Annotated in this window: 21 protein-coding genes; 10 read left to right on the plus strand and 11 right to left on the minus strand. The window is 72.0% G+C overall.

Features of this window, described 5'->3' with window-relative positions; all coding sequences use genetic code 11:
* Nucleotides 1–92: 92 nt before the first annotated feature.
* The 7 genes from ACFOYX_RS25795 to ACFOYX_RS25825 all read right to left on the minus strand — a co-directional run bounded on the left by ACFOYX_RS25795 (nucleotide 93) and on the right by ACFOYX_RS25825 (nucleotide 5,676).
* Nucleotides 93–1,802, minus strand: coding sequence for a CDP-glycerol glycerophosphotransferase family protein (locus ACFOYX_RS25795; protein WP_322439371.1), 1,710 nt, complete (start codon nucleotides 1,800–1,802; stop codon nucleotides 93–95).
* Nucleotides 1,799–2,035: a hypothetical protein gene (locus ACFOYX_RS25800; RefSeq protein ID WP_109799865.1), complete on the minus strand. Its 237-nt coding sequence runs from the start codon at nucleotides 2,033–2,035 to the stop codon at nucleotides 1,799–1,801. Before ACFOYX_RS25800 ends, ACFOYX_RS25795 begins: the two co-directional genes overlap by 4 nt.
* 294 nt (nucleotides 2,036–2,329) lie before the next feature.
* Nucleotides 2,330–2,839: an Lrp/AsnC family transcriptional regulator gene (locus ACFOYX_RS25805; RefSeq protein WP_322439372.1), complete on the minus strand. Its 510-nt coding sequence runs from the start codon at nucleotides 2,837–2,839 to the stop codon at nucleotides 2,330–2,332.
* Between the two features lie 60 nt (nucleotides 2,840–2,899).
* Complete coding sequence (locus ACFOYX_RS25810) at nucleotides 2,900–3,052, minus strand: DUF433 domain-containing protein (RefSeq protein WP_322439373.1); 153 nt, start codon at nucleotides 3,050–3,052, stop codon at nucleotides 2,900–2,902.
* A gap of 62 nt (nucleotides 3,053–3,114) precedes the next feature.
* Nucleotides 3,115–4,257, minus strand: a complete 1,143-nt coding sequence (locus ACFOYX_RS25815) for an acyl-CoA dehydrogenase family protein (protein ID WP_322439374.1) — start codon at nucleotides 4,255–4,257, stop codon at nucleotides 3,115–3,117.
* Nucleotides 4,254–5,369: a Xaa-Pro peptidase family protein gene (locus ACFOYX_RS25820; RefSeq protein ID WP_322439375.1), complete on the minus strand. Its 1,116-nt coding sequence runs from the start codon at nucleotides 5,367–5,369 to the stop codon at nucleotides 4,254–4,256. Before ACFOYX_RS25820 ends, ACFOYX_RS25815 begins: the two co-directional genes overlap by 4 nt.
* A gap of 37 nt (nucleotides 5,370–5,406) precedes the next feature.
* Nucleotides 5,407–5,676 (minus strand): glutaredoxin domain-containing protein, encoded by a 270-nt coding sequence (locus tag ACFOYX_RS25825; RefSeq protein WP_322439376.1) that lies wholly within the window; start codon nucleotides 5,674–5,676, stop codon nucleotides 5,407–5,409.
* Nucleotides 5,677–5,842: 166 nt separating this feature from the next.
* Between ACFOYX_RS25825 and ACFOYX_RS25830 the strand changes: the two genes are divergently transcribed.
* The 9 genes from ACFOYX_RS25830 to ACFOYX_RS25870 all read left to right on the plus strand — a co-directional run bounded on the left by ACFOYX_RS25830 (nucleotide 5,843) and on the right by ACFOYX_RS25870 (nucleotide 17,614).
* Nucleotides 5,843–6,712, plus strand: a complete 870-nt coding sequence (locus ACFOYX_RS25830; protein WP_322439377.1) for an aminopeptidase — start codon at nucleotides 5,843–5,845, stop codon at nucleotides 6,710–6,712.
* 370 nt (nucleotides 6,713–7,082) lie between these two features.
* Nucleotides 7,083–8,084, plus strand: a complete 1,002-nt coding sequence (locus ACFOYX_RS25835; protein ID WP_322439378.1) for a LacI family DNA-binding transcriptional regulator — start codon at nucleotides 7,083–7,085, stop codon at nucleotides 8,082–8,084.
* A 119-nt stretch (nucleotides 8,085–8,203) separates the two neighbouring features.
* Entirely contained in the window at nucleotides 8,204–9,877 is a 1,674-nt protein-coding gene (locus ACFOYX_RS25840) for an ABC transporter substrate-binding protein (protein WP_322439379.1), read from the plus strand.
* A gap of 79 nt (nucleotides 9,878–9,956) precedes the next feature.
* The gene (locus tag ACFOYX_RS25845; protein WP_322439380.1) at nucleotides 9,957–11,030 is read left to right on the plus strand and encodes an ABC transporter ATP-binding protein; all 1,074 of its coding nucleotides are present in this window, start codon (nucleotides 9,957–9,959) and stop codon (nucleotides 11,028–11,030) included.
* Nucleotides 11,027–12,007, plus strand: a complete 981-nt coding sequence (locus ACFOYX_RS25850) for an ABC transporter permease (RefSeq protein ID WP_322439381.1) — start codon at nucleotides 11,027–11,029, stop codon at nucleotides 12,005–12,007. Before ACFOYX_RS25845 ends, ACFOYX_RS25850 begins: the two co-directional genes overlap by 4 nt.
* Nucleotides 12,008–12,011: 4 nt before the next feature.
* The gene (locus tag ACFOYX_RS25855) at nucleotides 12,012–13,067 is read left to right on the plus strand and encodes an ABC transporter permease (RefSeq protein WP_109803489.1); all 1,056 of its coding nucleotides are present in this window, start codon (nucleotides 12,012–12,014) and stop codon (nucleotides 13,065–13,067) included.
* Between the two features lie 24 nt (nucleotides 13,068–13,091).
* Nucleotides 13,092–14,099 (plus strand): ABC transporter ATP-binding protein, encoded by a 1,008-nt coding sequence (locus ACFOYX_RS25860; protein ID WP_109803488.1) that lies wholly within the window; start codon nucleotides 13,092–13,094, stop codon nucleotides 14,097–14,099.
* A 50-nt stretch (nucleotides 14,100–14,149) separates the two neighbouring features.
* A complete protein-coding gene (locus ACFOYX_RS25865) occupies nucleotides 14,150–15,562 on the plus strand; it encodes a GH1 family beta-glucosidase (protein WP_109803487.1) in 1,413 nt (470 codons plus the stop codon).
* A 162-nt stretch (nucleotides 15,563–15,724) separates the two neighbouring features.
* On the plus strand, nucleotides 15,725–17,614 hold the full coding sequence (locus ACFOYX_RS25870; RefSeq protein WP_322439382.1) for a ricin-type beta-trefoil lectin domain protein: 1,890 nt from the start codon (nucleotides 15,725–15,727) through the stop codon (nucleotides 17,612–17,614).
* 38 nt (nucleotides 17,615–17,652) lie between these two features.
* On the opposite strand, the gene ACFOYX_RS25875 is transcribed toward ACFOYX_RS25870, so the two are convergent.
* The 3 genes from ACFOYX_RS25875 to ACFOYX_RS25885 all read right to left on the minus strand — a co-directional run bounded on the left by ACFOYX_RS25875 (nucleotide 17,653) and on the right by ACFOYX_RS25885 (nucleotide 19,771).
* On the minus strand, nucleotides 17,653–18,915 hold the full coding sequence (locus ACFOYX_RS25875) for an ROK family protein (RefSeq protein WP_322439383.1): 1,263 nt from the start codon (nucleotides 18,913–18,915) through the stop codon (nucleotides 17,653–17,655).
* A 155-nt stretch (nucleotides 18,916–19,070) separates the two neighbouring features.
* The gene (locus tag ACFOYX_RS25880) at nucleotides 19,071–19,547 is read right to left on the minus strand and encodes a VOC family protein (protein ID WP_322439384.1); all 477 of its coding nucleotides are present in this window, start codon (nucleotides 19,545–19,547) and stop codon (nucleotides 19,071–19,073) included.
* Complete coding sequence (locus tag ACFOYX_RS25885; RefSeq protein ID WP_322439385.1) at nucleotides 19,544–19,771, minus strand: hypothetical protein; 228 nt, start codon at nucleotides 19,769–19,771, stop codon at nucleotides 19,544–19,546. Before ACFOYX_RS25885 ends, ACFOYX_RS25880 begins: the two co-directional genes overlap by 4 nt.
* 201 nt (nucleotides 19,772–19,972) lie before the next feature.
* Between ACFOYX_RS25885 and ACFOYX_RS25890 the strand changes: the two genes are divergently transcribed.
* Complete coding sequence (locus ACFOYX_RS25890) at nucleotides 19,973–20,653, plus strand: WYL domain-containing protein (protein ID WP_322439386.1); 681 nt, start codon at nucleotides 19,973–19,975, stop codon at nucleotides 20,651–20,653.
* A gap of 49 nt (nucleotides 20,654–20,702) precedes the next feature.
* Here ACFOYX_RS25890 and ACFOYX_RS25895 read toward each other — a convergent pair whose 3' ends face one another.
* Nucleotides 20,703–21,674 carry an NADP-dependent oxidoreductase gene (locus ACFOYX_RS25895; RefSeq protein ID WP_322439387.1) on the minus strand — a complete coding sequence of 324 codons (972 nt, stop codon included), beginning with the start codon at nucleotides 21,672–21,674 and terminating at the stop codon, nucleotides 20,703–20,705.
* Between the last annotated feature and the right edge of the window lie 149 nt (nucleotides 21,675–21,823).

The following is a 21,823-nucleotide window of genomic DNA, read 5'->3' on the forward strand; positions in this document are numbered from 1 at the left end:
CATCCTCACGTGGCCGCGTCACAACTATTGGCTCCGGTTCAGCGTCAACGCTGAACCGGAGCCAATAGTGGGCTGCGATGCCGCTGGCAGGATCAGAGGTAGCGCGAGGCCTCGTCGAGGAAGCGCTGCGCGTACCGGTCCGCCGGAATGTCCCCAAGGTAGTACTTCTTGAGGTCGCGGCGGGTACTGGCGAGGGGGTCGCTGCCGAGGAGGTCGTCGAGGGCGGCGTCGAGTCCCTGCAGCCGGCCGCCGTACGCGTCGATCACGTAGCCCGCCCGCGCAAGCGGGAACGCCTCCGGGAACTGGGCCGCCGGCACCGAGACGGCAACCATCACGAAGGGCTTCTCCGAGTACAGGTAGTCCGCCACCACGCTCGACACATCCGACACCATCGCGTCCGACGCGTTGAAGCAGTCCGCGACCGTCATCGCCACCTCAGCCTCGGCTCCGAAGACGTGTGGCCGTCCGTTCGCCCGGCGGTCGTCAGCCAGCAGCGTCCGGATGCGCTCACACTCGCGGGTCAACTCCGCGGACCGCTGACTGTACGGATGCGGTCGGAAGACGACGCTGCACCCGCGAGCGACGAGCGCCTTGATGATGTCGCAGCCAACGAGCAGCGAGGAATAGTTGGAGTCGGCATAGAAGCCGGCCCACGTCGGGGCGTACAGGACCCGAGGGTTGGCAATCGAGGCGATTGGCCCGGTGGCGATGGCGACGTTCTCCACCTGAGGGCGCCCGACGATGGTGAACATCTCTGCGGGCATGCTCACGCCGTTGGCCGCGAACCGGTCGATCGCGGCCTGGCCGGCGACGAAGTTCTTGTCGTAGATCCGGAAGACCGGGTTGTGACTCGGCACCTTGTCGCTGTCGCCGTGGTTGAGCTGGATGTGCGTCAGGTTCGTATACCGGATCACGTGGTTGTTCATCGTCGCGGTATTGACGTAGAAGGCTGCCCGTAGCGACGGGGCGATGACATCGTCGAGCTGGTTCAGCCCCATCCGCAGGACCACCGGGGCCTTGGTGAGACCCACCACCTCGTTGAAGTTGGTTTGGCTGCGAACCAGCACAAAGAACTTCTTGCCGAGGCGTTCCAGGTAGGGCAACCACATCGCGATCTGGTAGGCGGTGCCGGCGGGTGCGTTCCAATGCACGAGAAAGACCGGCTCGTAGGCGGTCAGCGCGGCATGCAGTTTCGTCTCACTGCTGCGCCGCGCCCGCACCCGCGTCAGCGCCTGCAACCCGGTGAACAGGGCCAACCCGAGCGCCGCGGTCGCCACCGCCAGCGCGATCACCCCGAAGATGTCGGTGAACGCGCAGACCAGTGCCACGAGAACCGCAGCGCCGTTGACCAGCGCCACGCGGCTCGTGTTGGGGCTACGGTCAGGCCGTGAGCCGCTTCCGGGCAGGTTGGCCGAGACGGGGTAAACAGCATCGGACACGGCCGCCAACAGCGACTCGGTGAGAACCGCCAAGCCTGCGACGGCGACACCAACGGCCAAGGCGGGATCAAGACTGCCGTGTACCGCGCCGAGCAGGTACGCGCAGGCCAGCAGGAGGATACGCGCCACGACGGACGTTCCGCCGGACACCGAACCGCCACGCCACGCCCAGGCCAGCAGACCGAGCGCGAGAACGGCCGGGGGAAGCGCCCAGAGGCGGGAGCTTCCCACCGCCGCCAGCAGCAGGGCGGCAAGGGCCACCACCTCGACCGCCGAGGCGGGCAGTAGCGCCCCCGCGGCCGACGTCCGGGCCTCCGCCAGCCATCCGCTGAACCGGGACCGACCCGGCTTCGAAGCCGTCATCGCCCAACCCCCGCCGGCGACGGGTTGATCCGCAGCGGCTGCCCCACCCGGCCCCGGCAGTTCGCCAGGAAGTTCTGCTGCAACTGGGCGGCAGCGAGCGCCGCGTCGTAGGCCCGGTTCGCCTTGCCCGGCTGGACCACGTGCTCGACGTCGTTGTGCTCAAGGAACTGCAGGTAGGTGGCGAAGCTCTCCGCCTGTCGGGGCCCGAAGGCGCTTCGCTCATGCGACAGCACGGTTACCTCATCCTCCCGTTGATGACACGCAAAGCGACTCGAGGGCGGAGGCAGCACGGACAACACCGGCCGTAGGCTCGGCGTCCGCTCATGGTCCGGACCGCACGAATCAGGGATGGATCCTAGCTTCGATCCCTGCCAGCCGGCCGCACCGGGGTAGCCCGTTCTCGATCTTCCTCGACCCGTTTGGCACGATCTTGTCCGCCTGCGCCGAGCGCTCACCAATGACCGCATCCGATTTTTGCCGGCCGTCCCCGGCCAGGGGCGGAGGCGATCATCGCTCGCTGAGCGGGGTCAACCCGCCTGCGAACCCGCTGACTCAGCCGAGATGCCACGGAGCCGGTGCGGATTCACGGGATCCGGGCCGACCTTCGGCGGGCGATGCTCGTACGGAGTGGAGAGTACGACGGTAGTGCGGGTGGTGACGTTCGCCGAGGTCCGGATCTCCTGGAGCACCCGCTCCAGGTCCGTCGGGCTGGCCACCCGCACCAGCAGCAGGTAGAAGTCCTCCCCCGCCACCGAGTAGCACGAGTCGATCTCCGGCAGGTGGGCCAACCGCTCCGGCGCGTCGTCCGGCTGCGACGGGTCGAACGGCCGGATCGCCACGAACGCGGCCAGCGGCAGGTCCAGCGCCTCGAAGGAGACGCGGGCGGCGTATCCCTTGATGACGCCGCGCTGCTCCAGCCGGCGGACCCGCTGGTGCACCGCGGACACCGACAGACCCACCTTCTCGGCCAGGTCCGTGTACGACAGCCGACCGTCTCCGGTCAGCGCGGCGACGATGGCGCGGTCGATCTCCTCCACGCGGTGCAACCTACCTGGAAACGGGCTCTCGTGCCGCACCCGGCCCGCCGGGCGTGACGCTCAGCCGGCCGTGCGGTCGCGCACCGCGTCCGCCGCGTCGTCCAGCACCTCCGCCATGTCCTCCTCGTCGAGGAAGGGCAGGTCGGTGAGGATGTCCGGCACGGACATCCCCTCGGCCATCATCGCCAGCAGCGTGGCGCGCGACTGCCGCACGCAGGGCGCACCCCCATGACGCCGGGGTCGACGGTGATCCGGGGGAACGTCACCGCGACAGGTCAGCCCTTCGCGAGGGCGCGGGAGATGACCAGCCGCTGGATCTGGTTGGTGCCCTCGACGATCTGCAGCACCTTGGCCTCCCGCATGTACCGCTCCACCGGGTGGTCGGCCACGTAGCCGGCGCCGCCGAGCACCTGCACCGCGTCGGTGGTCACCCGCATCGCCATGTCGGTGGCGAAGAGCTTCGCCTTCGCCGCCTCGAGGGAGTACGGCCGGCCCGCGTCACGCAGCCGCGCGGCCGCGAGGGTCAGCGCCCGGGCGGCGGAGATCTGGGTGGCCGCGTCGGCGAGGTTGAACCCGAGCCCCTGGAAGTCGATGATCGCGCGGCCGAACTGCTGTCGCTCCCGCGCGTACCCGACCGCATAGTCGAGCGCGGCCTGGGCCAGCCCGACCGCGCAGGCGGCGATGCCGAGGCGGCCGGAGTCCAGGGCGGACATGGCGATGGTGAAGCCCATCCCCTCGCCGCCGATCAGCCGGTCGGCGGGCACCCGGGCGTCGTCGAAGGCGATCTGCGCGACCGGGGAGGAGTGCAGCCCCATCGTCCGCTCGGCGGCCTGCGGGTGGATGCCGGGCGTGGCCCGGTCGGCCAGCAGGCAGGAGATGCCCTTCGGGCCGGGGCCGCCGGTGCGGCAGAAGATGTTGTAGAAGTCGGCGACCCGGGCGTGGGTGATCCACGCTTTGGTGCCGGAGACGACGTACGCGTCGCCGTCGCGGACCGCCTTCGTGGTCAGCGCCGCCGCGTCGGAGCCACCCTGCGGCTCGGAGAGGCAGTACGCCCCGAGCAGTTCCCCGCCGATCATGTCGGGCAGCAGCTTGCGCTGCTCGTCGGTGCCGAACTGGGCCACCGGGTAGCAGGACAGGGTGTGCACGCTGATCGCCTCGGCGACGGCGAGCCAGCGGCCGGCCAGGATCTCCAGCACCTGCAGGTAGACCTCGTACGGCTGGGCGGCGCCGCCGTGCTCCTCGGCGTACGGCAGGCCGAGCAGGCCGGCCCGGCCCACGGTGCGCAGCACCTCGCGGGGAAACTCGCCGCGCTCCTCGAAGCCGGCGGCCTTCGGCGCGAGCTCCCGGTCGGCGAGCTCGGTGGCGAGGTCCAGCAGGTCGTGGGCCTCGTCGGTGGGGAGGATCCGGTCGACAGTCATAGCGCGATGAGCTCCGTGGGGGTGGTGTTGAGCCGTTGCACGCCGTCCGTTGTGCAGACGACGATGTCCTCGATCCGGGCGCCGTGCCGCCCGGCCAGGTAGATGCCCGGTTCGATGGAGAACGCCATGCCGGCCTCCAACGGACGGGGATTGCCGGCGACGACGTACGGCTCCTCGTGGCCGTCCAGGCCGATGCCGTGACCGGTGCGGTGCAGGAAGGCCTCGCCGTAGCCGGCGCCGGCGATGAGGTCGCGGGCCACCGCGTCGACCGCCTCGGCGGTCGTGCCGGGGCGGACGGCCTCGACCGCCGCGCGCTGCGCCTCGTGCAGCACCATGTAGTAGGCGGCGAAGTCGGTCGGGGCGGGGCCGCCGGCGACGTAGGTGCGGGTGCAGTCGGAGCGGTAGCCCGACGGCATGGTGCCGCCGATGTCCACCACCACCGGCTCGCCGGCACCGATCGGCCGGTCGGAGGTGCCGTGGTGCGGGCTGGCGCCGTTCGGCCCGGCGGCGACGATGACGAAGTCGACGGTCACGTGGCCGGCGGCGCGGATCGCGGCGGCGATGTCCGTGGCCACCTCGGTTTCGGTCCGGCCGGGGCGCAGCCACTCCCCCATCCGGTCGTGCACCGCGTCGATCGCCGCGCCGGCCTCGGCCAGGGCCGCCACCTCGGCGGGCGACTTGCGGATCCGCAGCTCGCGCAGCACCTCGCCGGCGAGCCGTTGGGCGGCATCGGGCAGCGTGGCGCGCAGCGCGAGGACCTGCTCGGCCCACATCCGGTCGGCCAGTCCGACGGCCGTCACCGGGCCGGGCAGCGCCGTGCGGACCAGTGGGTACGGGTCGGTTCCGTCGGTGTGGTCGACGATGCGCAGCCCGGTGGCCGGTGCGGGGGACGCCTCGGCGGCCGGGCGTTCCAGGACCGGCACGATCAGCGTCGGCTCACCCTCGGCGGGCAGCACCAGGCAGGTCAGCCGCTCCCCCGCGTGGGCGTCGTACCCGGTCAGGTAGCGCAGGTCGGAGCCGGGGGTGAGCAGCAGCGCGTCCAGCCCCGCGGCGGCGGTGGCGCGTTGCGCGGCGGCCAGCCGCTCGGCCGGGTACAGCTCGTCGATTCCCACCCGCCCAGCTTAACGGTCGTTTGGGCGGCGGCGTAGCTCAGGCCAGCAGATGCGGGGCGTGCTCCCGGACCGCCGCTCGCAGTTGGCGCAGCGACGGGTTGACCAGCGGATGTCCCGCGACCGTGACGGTCGGGACGGTCTCGTTGCCGTCGGCGACCGAGCGGACGAACGCGGCGGCGTCCGGGTGCCGCCAGATGTTGACCGCCCGGTACGGCAGCCGGGCGAAGCGCAGCTTCATCCAGAGCTTCAGGCAGTACGTACACATCGGCCGCCAGTACAGGACGACACCATCCCGGTCCTGCTCCATCGGGCCCTCCCCACCATGGCGCGCCGCCGGCGCCGCGGCCCAGTCTGCCAGGCCGGGGCGACCGGACCGTCGGTGCGGGAGTGCCGCACCGGGCTGTGCAGCAGCGATGGCACCGGCTGATCATGTGCAGGCCGCGTGCCCCGGACAATGTGCCACGATCTTGACCATGCGTCTCCCGCTCGGCCTGCTGCTGGCATCCGTCGTGAGCGGTGTGCTCTCCGTTGCGGCGGCGCTGCTCGTCATGCCCGGCGCGTCACTGCAGTACGGCCTCGTCATGCTGCTCGCGCTGCTCGGGTACGTGGTGGCGGCGAGCCGGGGTGTGCGTCGCGTGAGGTGGGCGGTCATCCTCGGTATCGGGCTGCTCGCCGTCGTCGCGGCGACGCGACTGTCCTGGTACCAGGAGCAGATCGGTGATGGGAGCTTGCTGACGTACGGCCGGGTAGGTGAGACGGCCATGCTGGCACGCTGGCGGGAGATGATCGACCGGGAGCGGCTCGCGGCGGCGGGTCTGCTGCTTGGCGTTCTGTGTCTCACGGCCGGTGTGTTGGCGTTGCCGGCGCGCGGTAGGCGGCGGGGTGTGGCGACCAGCCTCCTCGCGCTGCTGCTACTCGCCTGGTTCGGGCTGAGCTTCGACAGAGGGTTCGGCCGCTATCCACTGCTCGAACTGCTCGGGACGGTATGGCCAGCGCTGCTCGGCACCCTCGCGGCCATGGGGGCACTCGCGCTGTCCGGTTGGCGCGCTGACCGGCGATGGCTGCTCCCGGTCGGGTCGTTCCTGCTGGCGCTGGCGGCGGCTCACGCTTACTCGGATCTCGCCGCGACGTGGTCAGGCTGGTGGATGATTGCCAACCCTCGCGACGATGCCTTCCTGGAGGTAGGGGTGAGGGTGAGCACGTCGGCGGAAAACTTCCCGCAGGTGTCGAAGGCCGTAGAGGCGGCGCTTGCGCTCGCCGGCCCCGGACTGGTGGCGGTCGGCGCATTGCGCAGCTCCCGTGAGGCTGACCCTGGACGGGCCGAGGCCCCGCAACGTAGATAGGCGGGGCGGTCCACGTTGACCACGCCGTCCACATCCAGCAGCCACACGGGGAGACGCTGGGCTCGCCGACTCCTGTCGGGGTGGGTCATCGGAGCACCGTAGGTCGCACCCGCGGATCGGCGACGCAATTTCCGGTCGTTCGCCGGCATCGATGCTGCTCCGCGGCCCACCCCCGTCGTCGCCCGAACCCCGCCGTGACCCATGGCGCACCCACCCTGGCCAGGCACTTCTTTGAGGTCTTGAAGTAAGTCATGTTTCGTTACGTCTCCGTTATTGACGTGACCGCCGCCACTTCGATTGACTGCGACGGAACCGCTTCCGAAACCGGTTCCGCAACACGCCCTCAATTCCTGCGACCCGGGAGCGTCACGTGCCGATCACCATCGCCGACGTCGCCACCCGGGCGGGCGTGAGCAAGACGACCGTCTCCCGGGTGCTCAACGGCAAGGGCGAGGTGGACGGCCGGACCGCGGACCGGGTCCGCGCGGTCATCACCGACCTGGGCTACGTGCCGAGCGCCCGGGCCGTCGGGCTGGCCCGCGGCCGGACCCGGGTGGTCGGCATGCTGGTACCCGCCCTCACCTGGCCCTGGATGGGCGAGGTGTTGCAGGGGGCGGTCGACGTGGTCGAGTCCGAGGGGTACGGCCTGCTGCTGTCCACCTGCAACCGGGGGGACGAGTCGATGCGGCGGTTCGCCTCCCAGGTCTCGGCGAAGTCCTTCGACGGCCTGCTGGTGGTCGAGCCGGAGGGCACCCTGGACTACATCACCGCGCTGCACGAGCGGGGCCTGCCGGTCGTGCTCATCGACGACCGAGGCCACCAGCCGGGCTTCCCCTCGGTCCGCACCACCAACGCGGCGGGCGCCGGTGCCGCCGCGGCGCACCTGCTGGGGCTCGGGCGACGACGCCCGCTGGTCGTGACCGGCCTGAGCCGCTTCGGCTGCACCCGGGAGCGGCTCGACGGCTTCGCCCGCGGCTACGCCGAGGCGGGTCTGCCGATCGACCCGGCCCTGGTGGTGGAGGGCGACTTCACCTTCGAGTGCGGGCGGGCGGCGGTGGAACGCCTGCTCGCCGCCGGCGTGCCGTTCGACGCCGTGTTCGCCCACAACGATCTGTCCGCCGCGGGCGCTCTCCAGGCGCTGCGCGACGCGGGCCGCCGGGTGCCGCAGGACGTGGCGGTGGTCGGCTTCGACGACCTGCCCCTGGCCGGGCACACCCACCCGCCGCTGTCCTCGGTGCGCCAGCCGTTGCGGGAGATGGGCGCGGCCGCCGCCCGCGCGCTCATCTCCCACTTCGCCGGCGCACCCCTGCCCGACCAACCGACCATCATCCCGACCAGCTTCACCGCGCGCGCCTCGACCACCGGCGCCTGACCCCGCTGTCCACCCCACCCACACCGCCGGCCGGGCCCGCCCGACCGGTGGCGGCACCGCACACCCTTCACCCACCCACCGTCCGCTCCCCCAAGGCGGGAGCATCGAGGGAGACCACCATGAGAAGACGGCAGTTCGTCGCCATCGCGCTCGCCGGCGCGGTGACCCTCGCCGGCTGCGGCGAGACCGCGAACACCAAGGCCCGCGACAACAAGGGCGGCACGACGGTGCTCAACGTCGGCATGCCCAACGGCCCGCAGACCGAGAACCACAACCCGTTCCTCACCACCTCCTCGGCGTCGTCCCTGGGCTACCGCTGGCAGATCTACGAGCCGCTGATGATGTGGAACCCGGTCAAGCCCGCCGACCCGTTCAAGCCGTGGCTGGCCACCAAGGCCGAGTGGAGCACCGACTACACCTCGGTGAAGGTGACCATCCGCGACAACGCCACCTGGTCGGACGCGAAGCCGGTCACCGCCGAGGACGTCGCGTTCACGTACAACCTGGTCAAGGACGACGAGGGCCTGAACCAGTTCGCGACGCCGTACAAGTCGGTGTCGAGCAGCGGCAACGAGGTGACCCTCACCTTCGACTCCCCGCAGTTCGTCAACCAGCAGAAGATCGTCGCCCAGGTTCCGATCGTGCCGAAGCACGTCTGGTCGGCCATCAAGGATCCGTCCACCGACATCAACAAGAACCCGGTCGGCAGCGGGGCGTACACGCTGAAGTCGTTCACCCCGCAGACCACCACCCTGTCGGTACGCACCAGCGGCTACTGGCAGGAACTGCCGAAGGTCAAGGAGCTGCGCTACACGTCGTACACCGACAACAACGCGCAGACCACCGCGCTGGCCAACGGCGAGTCGGAGTGGAGCTTCGTCTTCATCCCCAACGTCAAGACGGTCTTCCAGGCCAAGGACGAGGCGCACCACAAGGTGTGGGCGCCGCCGGTGCTCGGCATCCACGGCCTGTACATCAACACCACGAAGAAGCCGTTCGACAACCCGGCGCTGCGCCGGGCGATGGGCATGGTGATCAACCGGGAGGACATCTTCAACCAGGCCGAGGCGGGCTACTTCCACCCCCTCGTGCGCAGCGTGACCGGACTGCCCAGCCCGGCCGGTGACGCCTACATCTCCGCCGAGTTCAAGGGCCAGGAGCACAAGGTCGACGTCGAGGGGGCGAAGAAGGCCCTCACCGACGCGGGCTTCAAGTACAACGGCAACACCCTGACCGACCCGTCCGGCAAGCCGGTCACCCTCACCCTGACCGACCCGGCCGGCTGGTCGGACTACCAGACCAGCCTGGAGATCGTGAAGGACAACCTGTCGAAGATCGGCATCGCCGCCACCGTCGACAAGGCCAATCAGGACGCCTGGTTCCGCAACGTCGAGGAGGGCAAGTTCGACGCTACCTTCCGGTGGACCAACGGCGGGGCCACCCCGTACGACATCTACCAGACGGTGATGGACGGCCGGCTGCTCAAGCCGGTCGGCAAGTCCTCCCCGGCCGGCAATTTCGGCCGCTTCAACAACCCGCAGGCCACCGCGGCGCTGACCGCGTACGCCAACGCCACCGACGACGCGGCGCGGACGGCGGCGCTGGCCACGCTGCAGAAGGTCTTCGTGGAGCAGGCGCCGATGATCCCGGTCGGCGCGGACAACGTCGGCGCGGCGTACAGCACCAAGAACTGGACCGGCTGGCCGGACGACGCGAACGCCTACGGCGCGGCGCAGCCGACCCAGCCGAACGCGGCCGACGTCGTGCAGCACCTGAAGCCGGCGGGTTCCTGACCGACGTGGTCCGGGCGGCGGCTGCCGCCGCCCGGACCACCGACGGCACCCCTCTCTACCGAGAAGACAGGAACCCGACATGACGACCCCCACCACGGACGCCCCGGCCGTCCGCGAGGAGGTGCTGGAGGCGGTCGGCCTGACCAAGCACTTCCCCGTGAGCAGACGGTTGGGGAGCCTGCTGACCCGCACCCGACCGACCGTGCACGCGGTCGACGACGTGCACCTCACCCTGCGCCGCGGCCAGGTCACCGCCCTGGTCGGCGAGTCCGGCTCCGGCAAGTCGACGGTCGCTCGGCTGCTCGCGCAGCTCTACCCGCGCACCGCGGGCACCGTCCGCCTGCACGGCGAGCCGGTCACCGTCCGCGGTGGTCGGCCCTTCCGGGCGTACGCCCGCCGGGTGCAGCTGATCTTCCAGGACCCGTTCGCGTCGCTGAACCCGGTGCACACCGTGCGCTACCACCTCACCCGGGCGCTGCGCATCCACGGCAACGCCGGCCGTACCGCCGCCGACCTCGACGCGGCGCTGGCGAAGCTCCTGGAACGGGTCTCGCTCACCCCGGCCGAGCGCTACCTGGACAAGTTCCCGCACGAGCTCTCCGGCGGGCAGCGGCAGCGGGTGGCGATCGCCCGGGCGCTGGGCGCCGACCCGGACGTGCTGCTCGCCGACGAGCCGGTCTCCATGCTGGACGTCTCCATCCGGCTCGGCGTGCTGAACCTGCTGCGCGACCTGAAGGAGCGCCTGCACCTGGCGATCCTCTACATCACCCACGACATCGCGTCGGCCCGCTACTTCGCCGACGAGACGCTGGTGATGTACGCCGGACGCCTGGTGGAGGGCGGCGACAGCGAGACGGTCACCCAGTCGCCCGCCCACCCGTACACCCGGCTGCTGATCGACTCGGCGCCCGACCCCGACCGGATCACCGGCGACGCCGTGGCCGCCGGGCGGGAGCGGGGCGACGGCGAGCCGCCCAGCCTGATCCGCCCGCCGGCCGGCTGCCGGTTCCACCCGCGCTGCCCGGCGGCCATGCCGCGCTGCACCACCGACCTGCCGCCGCGGCTGGAGGTCGGCGACCGCCCCGACCACTGGGCGGCCTGCTGGCTCTACGACCCGGCCACCGTCGCGGCGGCCCGGGAGGTGAACCGGTGACCTATCTGCTACGCCGGCTGGCCTTCTACCTGTTCACCGCGTGGGCCGCGCTGACCATCAACTTCTTCATCCCCCGGATGATCCCCGGCGACCCGGTCAAGTCGCTGATCTCCCGCTACCAGGGGCAGCTCAGCACCGACGCGATCAAGTCGCTGTACGTGCTGTTCGGCCTCGACTCCCACGACAGCATCTGGGACCAGTACCTCGACTACTGGAAGCAGCTGTTCCACGGCGACCTCGGCCTGTCGTTCACCGCGTTCCCGGCGCCGGTGTCGGACGTGATCGGCGACGCGCTGCCGTGGACCCTCGCCCTGGTCGGGATCACCACCCTGGTGAGCTTCGCCCTCGGCACCGGCCTGGGCGTGCTGGCCGGCTGGCGGCGCGGCTCCTGGATGGACGGGCTGCTGCCGGCCACCACGTTCCTGTCCTCGGTGCCGTACTTCTGGCTGGGACTGGTCGCGATCGCCGTGCTGGCCGGCCCCGGCAGCTTCTTCCCCTCCTCGGGCGGCTACGAGCCGGGTCTGGTGCCGGCCCTGGACACCATCTTCCTGGGCAGCGCGGTGCAGCACAGCCTGCTGCCCGCCGCCACCATCCTGATCTCCTCGATGAGCGGCTGGATCCTCAGCATGCGCAACATGATGGTCACCGTCGCCGCCGAGGACTACATCACCGTCGCCCACGCCAAGGGCCTGCCGGAACGCCGGGTGGCGCTGAACTACGCCGCCCGCAACGCGTTGCTGCCCAACGTCGCCGGCTTCGCGCTGTCGCTGGGTTTCATCGTCGGCGGCACCCTGCTGGTGGAGATCGTCTTCTCCTACCCGGGGCTCGGCTTCCTGCTGTTCCGGGCGGTCGGCGCCAAGGACTACCCGCTGATGCAGGGCATCTTCCTGGTCATCACGTTCTCGGTGCTGGTGGCGAACCTGCTCGCCGACGTGGCGTACCTGCTGCTCGACCCGCGTACCCGCAAGGAGGGCTGAGGCGATGAGCATTCCCACCTCCAGCATCGAGCAGGTCATCCCGAAGCAGGGCGCGATGGCGCAGCCGTCCGCCGCCGCCCGGCGCCGGCGCTGGCGCTTCGTCGCCAACGGCAAGGCCGCCACCGGGCTGGCCCTGGTCGCCGGGTACCTCCTGCTCGCGGTGATCGGGCCGTGGATCGCCCCGTACGAGCCGGACGCCCGCAGCAACGAACTGCTCCAGCCACCATCGGCGCAGCACTGGTTCGGCACCACCCACCTCGGCCAGGACGTGTTCAGCCAGATCCTGGTCGGCGCCCGCGGGGTGATGCTGGTCGGGCTGACCGCCGGGGTGGTGGCCACCGTGTTGTCCGTCCTGGTCGGGGTGACCGCCGGCTACCTCGGCGGCCTGTCCGACGACACCCTGTCGGCGCTGTCCAACGTGTTCCTGGTGATCCCGGCGCTGCCGTTGATCATCATCGTCACGTCCACCATCACCGACGCCGGCGACCTGGTGGTCGCGCTGGTCATCGGCCTCACCTCGTGGGCGTGGGGCGCCCGGGTGCTGCGCGCTCAGACGTTGTCGCTGCGCCGGCGCGACTACGTGGAGGCGGCCCGGGCCACCGGCGAGAGCACCTGGCGGATCATCGGCTTCGAGATCCTGCCGAACCTGACCGCGGTCATCGCCTCCGGCTTCGTCGGCACGGTCATCTTCGCGGTGATGTCCGAGATCACCCTGGCCTTCATCGGCATCTCGTCCGTCTCGTCGTGGAACTGGGGGACGATCCTGTTCTGGGCGCAGAGCCAGCAGGCCCTCGCCCAGGGCGCGTGGTGGTGGTTCGTCCCGGCCGGGCTGGCCATCGCGCTGCTGGGCACCGCCCTCGCGCTGATCAACTTCGGCATCGACGAGTTCGTCAGTCCCCGGCTGCGCAGCGCCGGCCGGGCCCGGGTCCGTACCGCCGACGGGCACGTGGTCCGGATGCGGGTGGGTTTCACCCCCGTGCTGGCCCGCCCGGCGACCCTGCCGCCGCCCCGGCCGCGACCCGAGGTGGTCACCCCGCAGCGGAAGGAAGCCGACCGGTGAGCGCGCGAACGAAGGGGGGCTCCGATGAGTGAGCCGGTGCTGGAGATCAGGAAGCTGTGCGTCGACTACGGGCTGGGCGACGAGGCGGTGCACGCCGTCCGCGACGTGGACCTCACCCTGCACCGGGGTGAGGTGCTGGGGCTTGCCGGGGAGAGCGGCAGCGGCAAGTCGACGCTGGCGTACGGGCTGACCCGGCTGCTGCCCCCGCCCGGGGTGATCAGCGGCGGCGAGGTGATCTACCACCCCGTCGACGGGCCGCCGGTGGACGTGCTGTCGCTGTCCCCGGCGCGGCTGCGGGACTTCCGCTGGGCCGAGACGTCCATTGTGTTCCAGGGGGCGATGAACTCGCTCAACCCGGTGCACAAGGTCTCCACCCAGCTGCTCGACGTGATCCGGGCGCACGAGCCGGGGACCACCCGGGCCGCCCGGCTGGCCCGGGCCCGCGACCTGCTCCGGCTGGTCGGGATCGCCGCCGACCGGCTGGACAGCTACCCGCACCAGCTCTCCGGCGGGATGCGGCAACGGGTGATGATCGCGATGGCGCTGGCACTGGAGCCGCAGGTCGTCATCATGGACGAGCCGACCACCGCGCTGGACGTGGTGATGCAGCGGCAGATCCTCGGCCAGCTCGCCGAACTGCGCGAGCGGCTCGGCTTCGCGGTGCTGTTCATCACCCACGACCTGTCGCTGCTGGTGGAGTTCTCCGACCGGATCGCCATCATGTACGGCGGCCGGATCGTGGAGGAGGCGCCGGCCGGCGAGCTGTACCGGCGGGCCCTGCACCCGTACACCGACGGGTTGCTGCACTCCTTCCCGGCGCTGCGCGGCCCCCGCCGCGAGCTGACCGGCATTCCCGGCTCCCCGCCGGACCTGCGCGCCATGCCCACCGGCTGCGCGTTCCATCCCCGCTGCCCCCGGGCCTTCACGCCCTGCGACGCCGAGCTGCCACTACTCGGTCCGCCCGGTGACGACGACCCGGGGCGCGCCGTCGCCTGCTGGCTGCACCCTGCGGCCGCGGCGGTGCCCCGGTGATCCGGCCCGACCACGCACCATCCGAACCACCCGCAACCGCGAGGAGAACCATGGACAGCGACCGCACCGCCTCGGCCACCACCGGGCAGGCCGATCCGATCGACACCCTCCCGCCGACCTTCCGCTGGGGCGTGGCGACCTCGTCGTACCAGATCGAGGGCGCGGTCGCCGAGGACGGTCGTACGCCGTCCATCTGGGACACCTTCTGCCGGGTGCCCGGGGCGGTGGCCAACGGGGACCACGGCGACGTGGCCTGCGACCACTACCACCGGATGCCGCAGGACGTCGCGCTGATCGCGGACCTGGGCCTGGACACGTACCGCTTCTCGGTGGCCTGGCCGCGGGTGCAGCCCGGCGGGCGCGGTCCGGCGAACCCGGCCGGGCTGGCCTTCTACGACCGGCTCGTGGACGAGCTGCTCGGCCGCGGGGTGGACCCGTGGGTCACCCTCTACCACTGGGACCTGCCGCAGGAGCTGGAGGACGCCGGCGGTTGGCCGGTGCGGGACACCGCGTACCGGTTCGCGGACTACGCGGAGCTGGTCTTCGACGCCCTGGGTGACCGGGTGAAGACCTGGACCACCCTCAACGAGCCGTGGTGTTCGGCGATGCTCGGCTACGCCTACGGCGCGCACGCGCCGGGTCGCCGGGACCTGGGCGACGGCATCGCCGCCGCGCACCACCTGCTGCTCGGGCACGGCCTGGCGGTGCAAGGGATGCGGGCGGCGGCCCGCGGGCCGGTGGACCTGGGCATCACCGTCAACCTGGCCACCGCCGACCCGGCCACGGACAGCCCGGCGGACCGGGACGCCGCCCGGGCGGCCGACGGGCTGGGCAACCGCCTCTACCTGGACGCGCTGGTCCACGGCCGCTACCCGGAGGACGTGGTGGCCGACCTGGCGCGCCAGGGGGTGCACATCCCGGTCGAGGAGGGTGACCTGGCGGTCATCTCCACCCCGTTCGACGTGCTGGGGGTGAACTTCTACTTCGGGCAGGTCTTCTCCGGCGTGGACGAGCAGGGGCGGGAGCGGGACGAGGCCGGCCGGCCGGTGCAGCGGGTGGTCCGGCGGGACCTGCCCCGCACCGCGATGGACTGGGAGATCGTCCCGGAGTCCTTCACCGAGCTGCTCGTCCGGCTCAGCCAGGACTACCCGGGCGTGCCGATGGTCATCACCGAGAACGGGGCGGCGTTCGACGACCGGCCCGACGCCGACGGATTCGTCGCCGACGACGACCGGGTGAGGTACCTGACGGAGCACCTGCGGGCGGTGGCCCGGGCCCGGCTGGCCGGGGCGGACGTGCGCGGCTACTTCGCCTGGTCGCTGCTGGACAACTTCGAGTGGGCGTACGGCTACGACAAGCGGTTCGGCATCGTGCGGGTCGACTACGACACCCAGCGGCGCACCCCGAAGCGCAGCGCGCTCTGGTACCGCGACACCGTCCGGCGGGTGCGCGGGGAGCGGTGACCGACGGCGCGGTGGCCGCCCGGAACAGCTCCCGGGCGGCCGCCGCGCCGTGTCCCCCGGGCCCCCGTGCGAGCGCTTTTTTCATGCCTTGACATAAGCAATTTACAAGTGTTCCCTCAGTCATGACCATCGATGTGATGGCTGACTCCGAAGGGAGCACCCGTGCACCCACCACCCCCCACCACGCGCCGCTCGGCGGCCCGCGCCGCCCTGGCGCTCGGCCTCGTCGCCGGCACCGTCGCCCTCGCCCCACCGGCGGCGCGGGCCGCCGGGGAGAGCGTCGACGTCTGGCTCACCACCACCTCCGACGCCGGCGGCCGGACCGTCACCCGTGGCCTGCAACGGCAGAACCCGGTCAGCTTCGCCGCCAGCAGCGGAGCCGCCACGCACACGATCACCGTCGACGAGAACACCCGCTACCAGCAGTTCGAGGGGGCCGGCGCGTCGATCACCGACACCACCGCGTACCTGCTGCGCGGCGGGCCGGTCAGCGCCGCCACCCGCGACGACGTGATGCGCAAGCTGTTCAGCCCGACCGACGGCATCGGCCTGTCGTTCGTGCGCAACCCGATCGGCGCGTCCGACCTGTCCCGGCCCGGCAACGTCTCACTCGACGACACCTGCTGCAACCTGAACGACTTCGGCGCCAACGGCTACGACACCAACGTCGAACTGCTCACCGCGCAGGCCCGGCAGCTCAACCCGGGGCTGCGGGTGATGGTGGTGCCGTGGAGCGCGCCCGGCTGGATGAAGGACAACGGCCGGATGGACCAGATGGGCTGGCTGAAGTACGAGTACTACGCCACCTACGCCCAGTACTTCGTCAAGACCATCCAGGCGTACGCGGCCCGCGGCGTGCAGGTCGACTACCTGTCGGTGCAGAACGAGCCGAACTGCTGCCAGTCCGGCAACCCCACCGCGATGGACTACCCGGGCATGAGCTGGAACTCCTCCGGCCTGGTCGAGCTGACCAAGAACTTCGTCTACCCGGCGTTCCGCGCCGCCGGCATCACCACGAAGGTCCTGGTGCACGACTGGAACTACGGCGACTACGGCAGCATCGGCTCCGGGCTGCTCGCCGACAGCGCGGTGCGCACCGACCCGCTGTTCGGCGGCATCGCCTGGCACGGCTACTGGGGCGACCCGGCGGTCGGCAGCCAGGTCCACGGCCAGTACCCGGCGGTGCCGCAGTTCAGCACCGAGCACTCCGGCGGCACCTGGATCGGCAACCAGCACAACGAGGACATGGCCGACATCGTGAACTACGCCCGGAACTGGAGCCGGAGCGTGGTCAAGTGGAGCCTCGCGGTCAACCAGTTCATGGGCCCGCACAACGGCGGCTGCGGCACCTGCACCGGCCTGATCACCGTGCAGGAGGGCGGGGACCGGGCCGGTCAGGTCGACTACACGGTCGAGTACTACACCACGGGGCACCTGACGAAGTTCGTCCGGCCCGGGGCGTACCGGATCGACTCCACCGCCAACGGCACCGTGCAGAACGTCGCCTGGCGCAACCCCGACGGGTCCAAGGCGCTGATCGCCCACAACGGCGGCACCTCCGCCCAGTCGGTGAAGGTCGTCTGGGGCGGCCAGTCCTTCACCTACACCCTGCCGGCCCGGACGACCGCCACCTTCACCTGGTCGGGCACCCAGTCCGGCGGCGGCGCCCCGACCGGCATGATCACCGGGCTCGGCGGCAAGTGCCTCGACGTCACCGACGGCAGCACCGCCGACGGCACCCCGGCGCAGATCTGGACCTGCTTCGGCGGGCCGAACCAGCAGTGGACCCGCGCCGCCGACGGGACGCTCCGCGCGCTGGGCAAGTGCCTCGACGTCGCCGGCGGCGGCACCGCCAACGGCACCAAGGTGCAGCTGTGGACGTGCAACGGCACGGCCGCCCAGCAGTGGACGTGGACCGCCGGGCGGGACCTGGTGAACCCACAGGCGAACAAGTGCCTCGACGTCACCGGCAACACCTCCGCCGACGGCACCAAGACGCAGATCTGGTCCTGCACGGGTGCCGCCAACCAGAAGTGGAACCTGCCCGCGTGAGCGACGCCGGGCCGGCGCTACCGCGCCGGCCCGGCGGCTCAACGGGCGCGCGAGCGGGGGCGGCCCGCCGGGCGCTGCGACGGCGCGGTCATCCGGACGGCCGGGTCGCGGGGCACCCCGCCCTCGCGCAGCAGCCGAGCCATCGGCAGGGTGGCCGCGCCCATCGCGACCGCGTCCGGTCCGAGCTGGCACAGCTCGATCGAGGTCTGCGCGTACGGCTGGCGCAGCGCGTGCCGCGCGGTCGCCTCGCGGATCTGCGGCAGGTACCGCTCCCCCAGCGCCAGGCCGGCCCACCCGCCGAGCACCACCCGCTCCGGGTTGAACAGGTTGACCAGGGTCGCCACCCCGGCGCCGAGATAGCCGACCGTCTCGTCGAGCACCTTCGCCGCCGTCCGGGTCGGGGAGCGCAGCAGCTCGCCGAAGGCGCTCTCCTCGTCGCCGCCGGCCGCCGGGCGACCCCGGTTGGCCTGCCGGAACCGATCGAGGACTCCCTCCGCCCCGACGTACGCCTCGAGGCAGCCGTGGTTGCCGCAGCGGCAGCGGCGACCGCCGTACACGATCGTGGTGTGGCCCCACTCGCCGGCGCTGCTGTGCGCGCCCCGGTAGCCGACCCCGTCGGCCACCACGCTGGCCCCGATCCCGGAGCCGACCAGGGCGATGACGGCGTGTCGGGCGCCCCGGCCGGCGCCGAACCACATCTCGGCCTGGCCGAGGGTCTTCGCGCCGTTGTCGACGTGCACCGGGATGTCGGTGCCGGCGCGCAGCATGGCGCCCAGCGGCACCCCGTCCCAGCCGAGGGTCTGGGCGTGCACCACGGCATCGGCGGTCCGCTCCACCGTCCCGGAGACCGCCACGCCGAAGCCGAGCACCGCGGCCGGGTCGACGCCGGCCTGCTCGACCACCGCGGCCAGCCCGTGCAGCAGGTGGGTGGCCACGGCGTGCGGGTCCGGCTCGGCGGCGGCGATCGGGTACTCCGCCTTGGCCAGCGCGGTCATCGCCAGGTCGAACAGCTCGACCTGGACCCGGGTCTCGCCGACGTCGGCGCCGACCAGGTAGCCGTAGCCGGGGGCGACCCGCAGCAGCACCCGGGGGCGGCCGCCGTCGGACTCCACCGAGCCGGCTTCCTCGACGATCCCCTCGGCGATCATCTCGCCGACCAGGTTGCTCACGCTGGCCAGGCTCAGCGCGGTGCTCTGGCCCAGCTCGTGGCGGCTGAGCGGGCCGTCGAGCCAGATCCGGGTGAGCAGCACGGAGCGGTTGGCGCGGCGCATGTCGCGCACCGTGGTGCGTCTGGCGTCCATGTCCGCCACCTTTCCCCTGTCACCACCCGTGGCGGCCTCACCCGGGATGCGTCATCCCAGATTAATGCCATGAACCAAGCACCGAATAATGCCGGGTCGTCCAGCCGTCCTCCGCACCCCTCCGGCCCTGCGCACCCGGACGGCCACGGTACCGCTCACCGAGCCCCCGGCTCCGGCCCCGTCCAGCCGGCCGTGCCGACACAGGCCTCGTTGCCCTCGGCGTCGGCCAGCACCCAGTACGCCGGCGCGTACTCGTCGGTCAGCAGGCGGCCGCCGGCCGCGACCGCCGCCGCCACCCGCGCCTCCGCCCGGTCGTACGGCACCCAGACGTCGATGTGCATCCGGTTGCGCTGCGGGCGCGGCGCGTCCATCGGCTGGAACCACAGCAGCGGCCCGCGCCCGCGCGGGTCGATCAGGTCCTCGTCGCCGTCCCCCCGGTCGACGTAGCCGAGCAGGGCACGCCAGAACGGCAGCACCTCGGGACCGACCAGCGCGTCGATGGTGACCTGGACGTTCTGCAGACCGGCCGGGTCCGCGGGCAGGCCCAGCTCCCCCGCCACCGCCGAAATCCGCCGGGCCAGCTCCACGTCGCGCGCGGTCAGCCCGTAGAAGCCGGGGACGATCGTGATCAAACGGACGGTACGCCCGCCTGCCGCACGTCGACGTCCGGGTGGTGGTCGTCCAGGCCGGCCAACTCACCGATCGCCTGGACGAACCGGGCGCCGGCCGCGAACGACCCGGTGCGGAAGTACGCGCACGCTCCCTCGCCCAGCACCCGCCAGTCCCCCACCCCGTCGGCCTCGTGGAACTGCCGCGGGGCGACCCGCTCGGTCGGGTCCGTCGACACCTCGGTCATGTCGCTCCTCTCGCTGGTCGGCGCCCAGGGCGGCGCCGCCGGCCCAGTGTCACCCGGGTTCCCGACACCTTCTGTCGTATATCCGGGTCAGGATGGAACGGTGCGTGCCGCGCGGATGATGATCCTGCTGCTCCAGCTCCAGGTCCGTGGCCAGGCCAGCGCCCGGGAGCTGGCCCGGCAGCTGGAGGTCGGCGAGGGACCGTGCAGCGGGACGTCGAGGCGCTGCTGGCCGCCGGGATACCGGTGCGGTCGACCCGCGGGCCGGCGGGCGGATACCGTCTGGACCGCGGCTACCGCACCCGGCTGACGGGGGTCGGCCTCGACGAGGCCGGGGCGTTGGCGTTTCTCGGCCTCGCCGACCCGGCCGAGCAGCTCGGCCTGGGCGGGATGCTGGAGGGCGCCCGGATGAAGGTCTGGGCCAGCCTCACCGGCGAGGCCCGGGAGCGCGCCTACCGGAAGGCGGCGCGGTTCCACCTGGACCCGGTCCGCTGGTACGGCACGCCCGAGCCGGTGCCGTGCCTGACCCAGCTCGGCGACGCGGTCTGGCGCGACCGCCGGGTGCGCCTGCGCTACGTACGGGACGGGCGGGCGACCACCCGGAAGGTCGACCCCCTCGGGCTGGTCCTCGCGGCCGGCGACTGGCACCTGGTCGCCTTGCGCGACGGCGGGCGACACACCTACCGAGCCTCCCGGAGCCGGTCCCAGCCCGCAGCGGGGCCGCCCCCTCAGCGGTGCTCGCGCTGCGGTCAGCCGATTTCGGCCAGTTTCGGCAGCACCTCGTCGCCGATCCGCCGGGTGTACTCCACCGAGTGCCGGTCCGGCGTGACCTGCCCCTCGGTCACCCCGAGTGCGGAGTACTCGGCCACCTCGGCCGGGCCGTAGGCGCCGAGGCTGGCTCCGGGCGGCCGGGCAGGGTCCGACGCAGGGTGTGCTACCGGACCGCGAGCAGCAGCCTGCCGGGGAAGGAGGTCTGCAGGCGTCGGTGCGCCTCCGCCGCCCGCCCGAGGGGGAACGTCTCAGCGACGTGCACCTGGAACGGTCCCGCCTCGATGAGCTCGTTGAGGCGCTGCAACCGCTCGGGGCCCGTCTCGCCGTCGTACGCCTGGACCGTCACGCCGGGTCGCTCGCGCGGCGCCGGTTGCACCCCGTTGGGGTAGGCGAGCAGACCACCGTCGCGGAGCGCCTCGGCGAGCCGGTCCAGGGTTGCGCCACCCGCCATCGCCAGGACGCCGTCGACGCCGTCCGGTGTCACCTCGCGGATGCGGGCGAGCACCTCCGTGAGGTCGCCGTGACCGTCAAGGGACAGGTCGGCGCCGAGCCGGGTCACCAGCGTCACGCCCTCCGCCCCGGACGCCACGGCGATCACGTTGAGTCCCTGCCGCTTCGCCAACTGCACGGCCAGATGCCCCTGGCCGCCGCTCGCGCCGAAGATCAGCACCCACGCCCCGGCCGAGAGGCCCAGGGCGTCCAGTCCGGACAGCGCGGTCAGCGCGTCGGTGGGCATGGCCCCGGCGTGCTCCGCCGGCACACCCGCCGGCAGCTTCGCGACGTACTCCGCCTTCGTCGCCGCGTACTCGGCGTAGAAGCCACCCTTCGGCCGGGTGTACCCGTACACGTAGACCAGGTCGCCCTCCGCGACGTTGGTCACCCGCCGTCCCACCGCGGCGACCGTCCCCGCAGCCTCGGCGCCGGGCACCATCGGGAACGCGGCGCCCTCGGGCACCAGCTTGCCCTCCCGCGCGCCGGCGTCCCACACCCCCACGCCGGCGCTCCACACCTTGAGCAGGATCTCGTCGTCGGCGATCTGCGGCACCGGCAGGGTACGCAGGGTGATCACCTCCGGACCCCCGAACTCGTCGAAGGCCGCCGCCTGCATCCGCTCGGGCACATCCCCCGCTGTCATGTGCGATTCCTCTCCGCCCCGCGGCGCCCGCATCCGGTGAACGCGCCTCCGGGCGCGCGTCGGCACCCACCGCGCTCGTAGCATGTCCTGCCCGTGGCGTCGGGGATCGCTGCCCGGGCGCCGTTCACCCAGTCGGGTCAGCACGGTGG

It is taken from the genome of Micromonospora sp. GCM10011541 (assembly GCF_042650725.1).
Lineage (GTDB): Bacteria > Actinomycetota > Actinomycetes > Mycobacteriales > Micromonosporaceae > Micromonospora > Micromonospora sicca.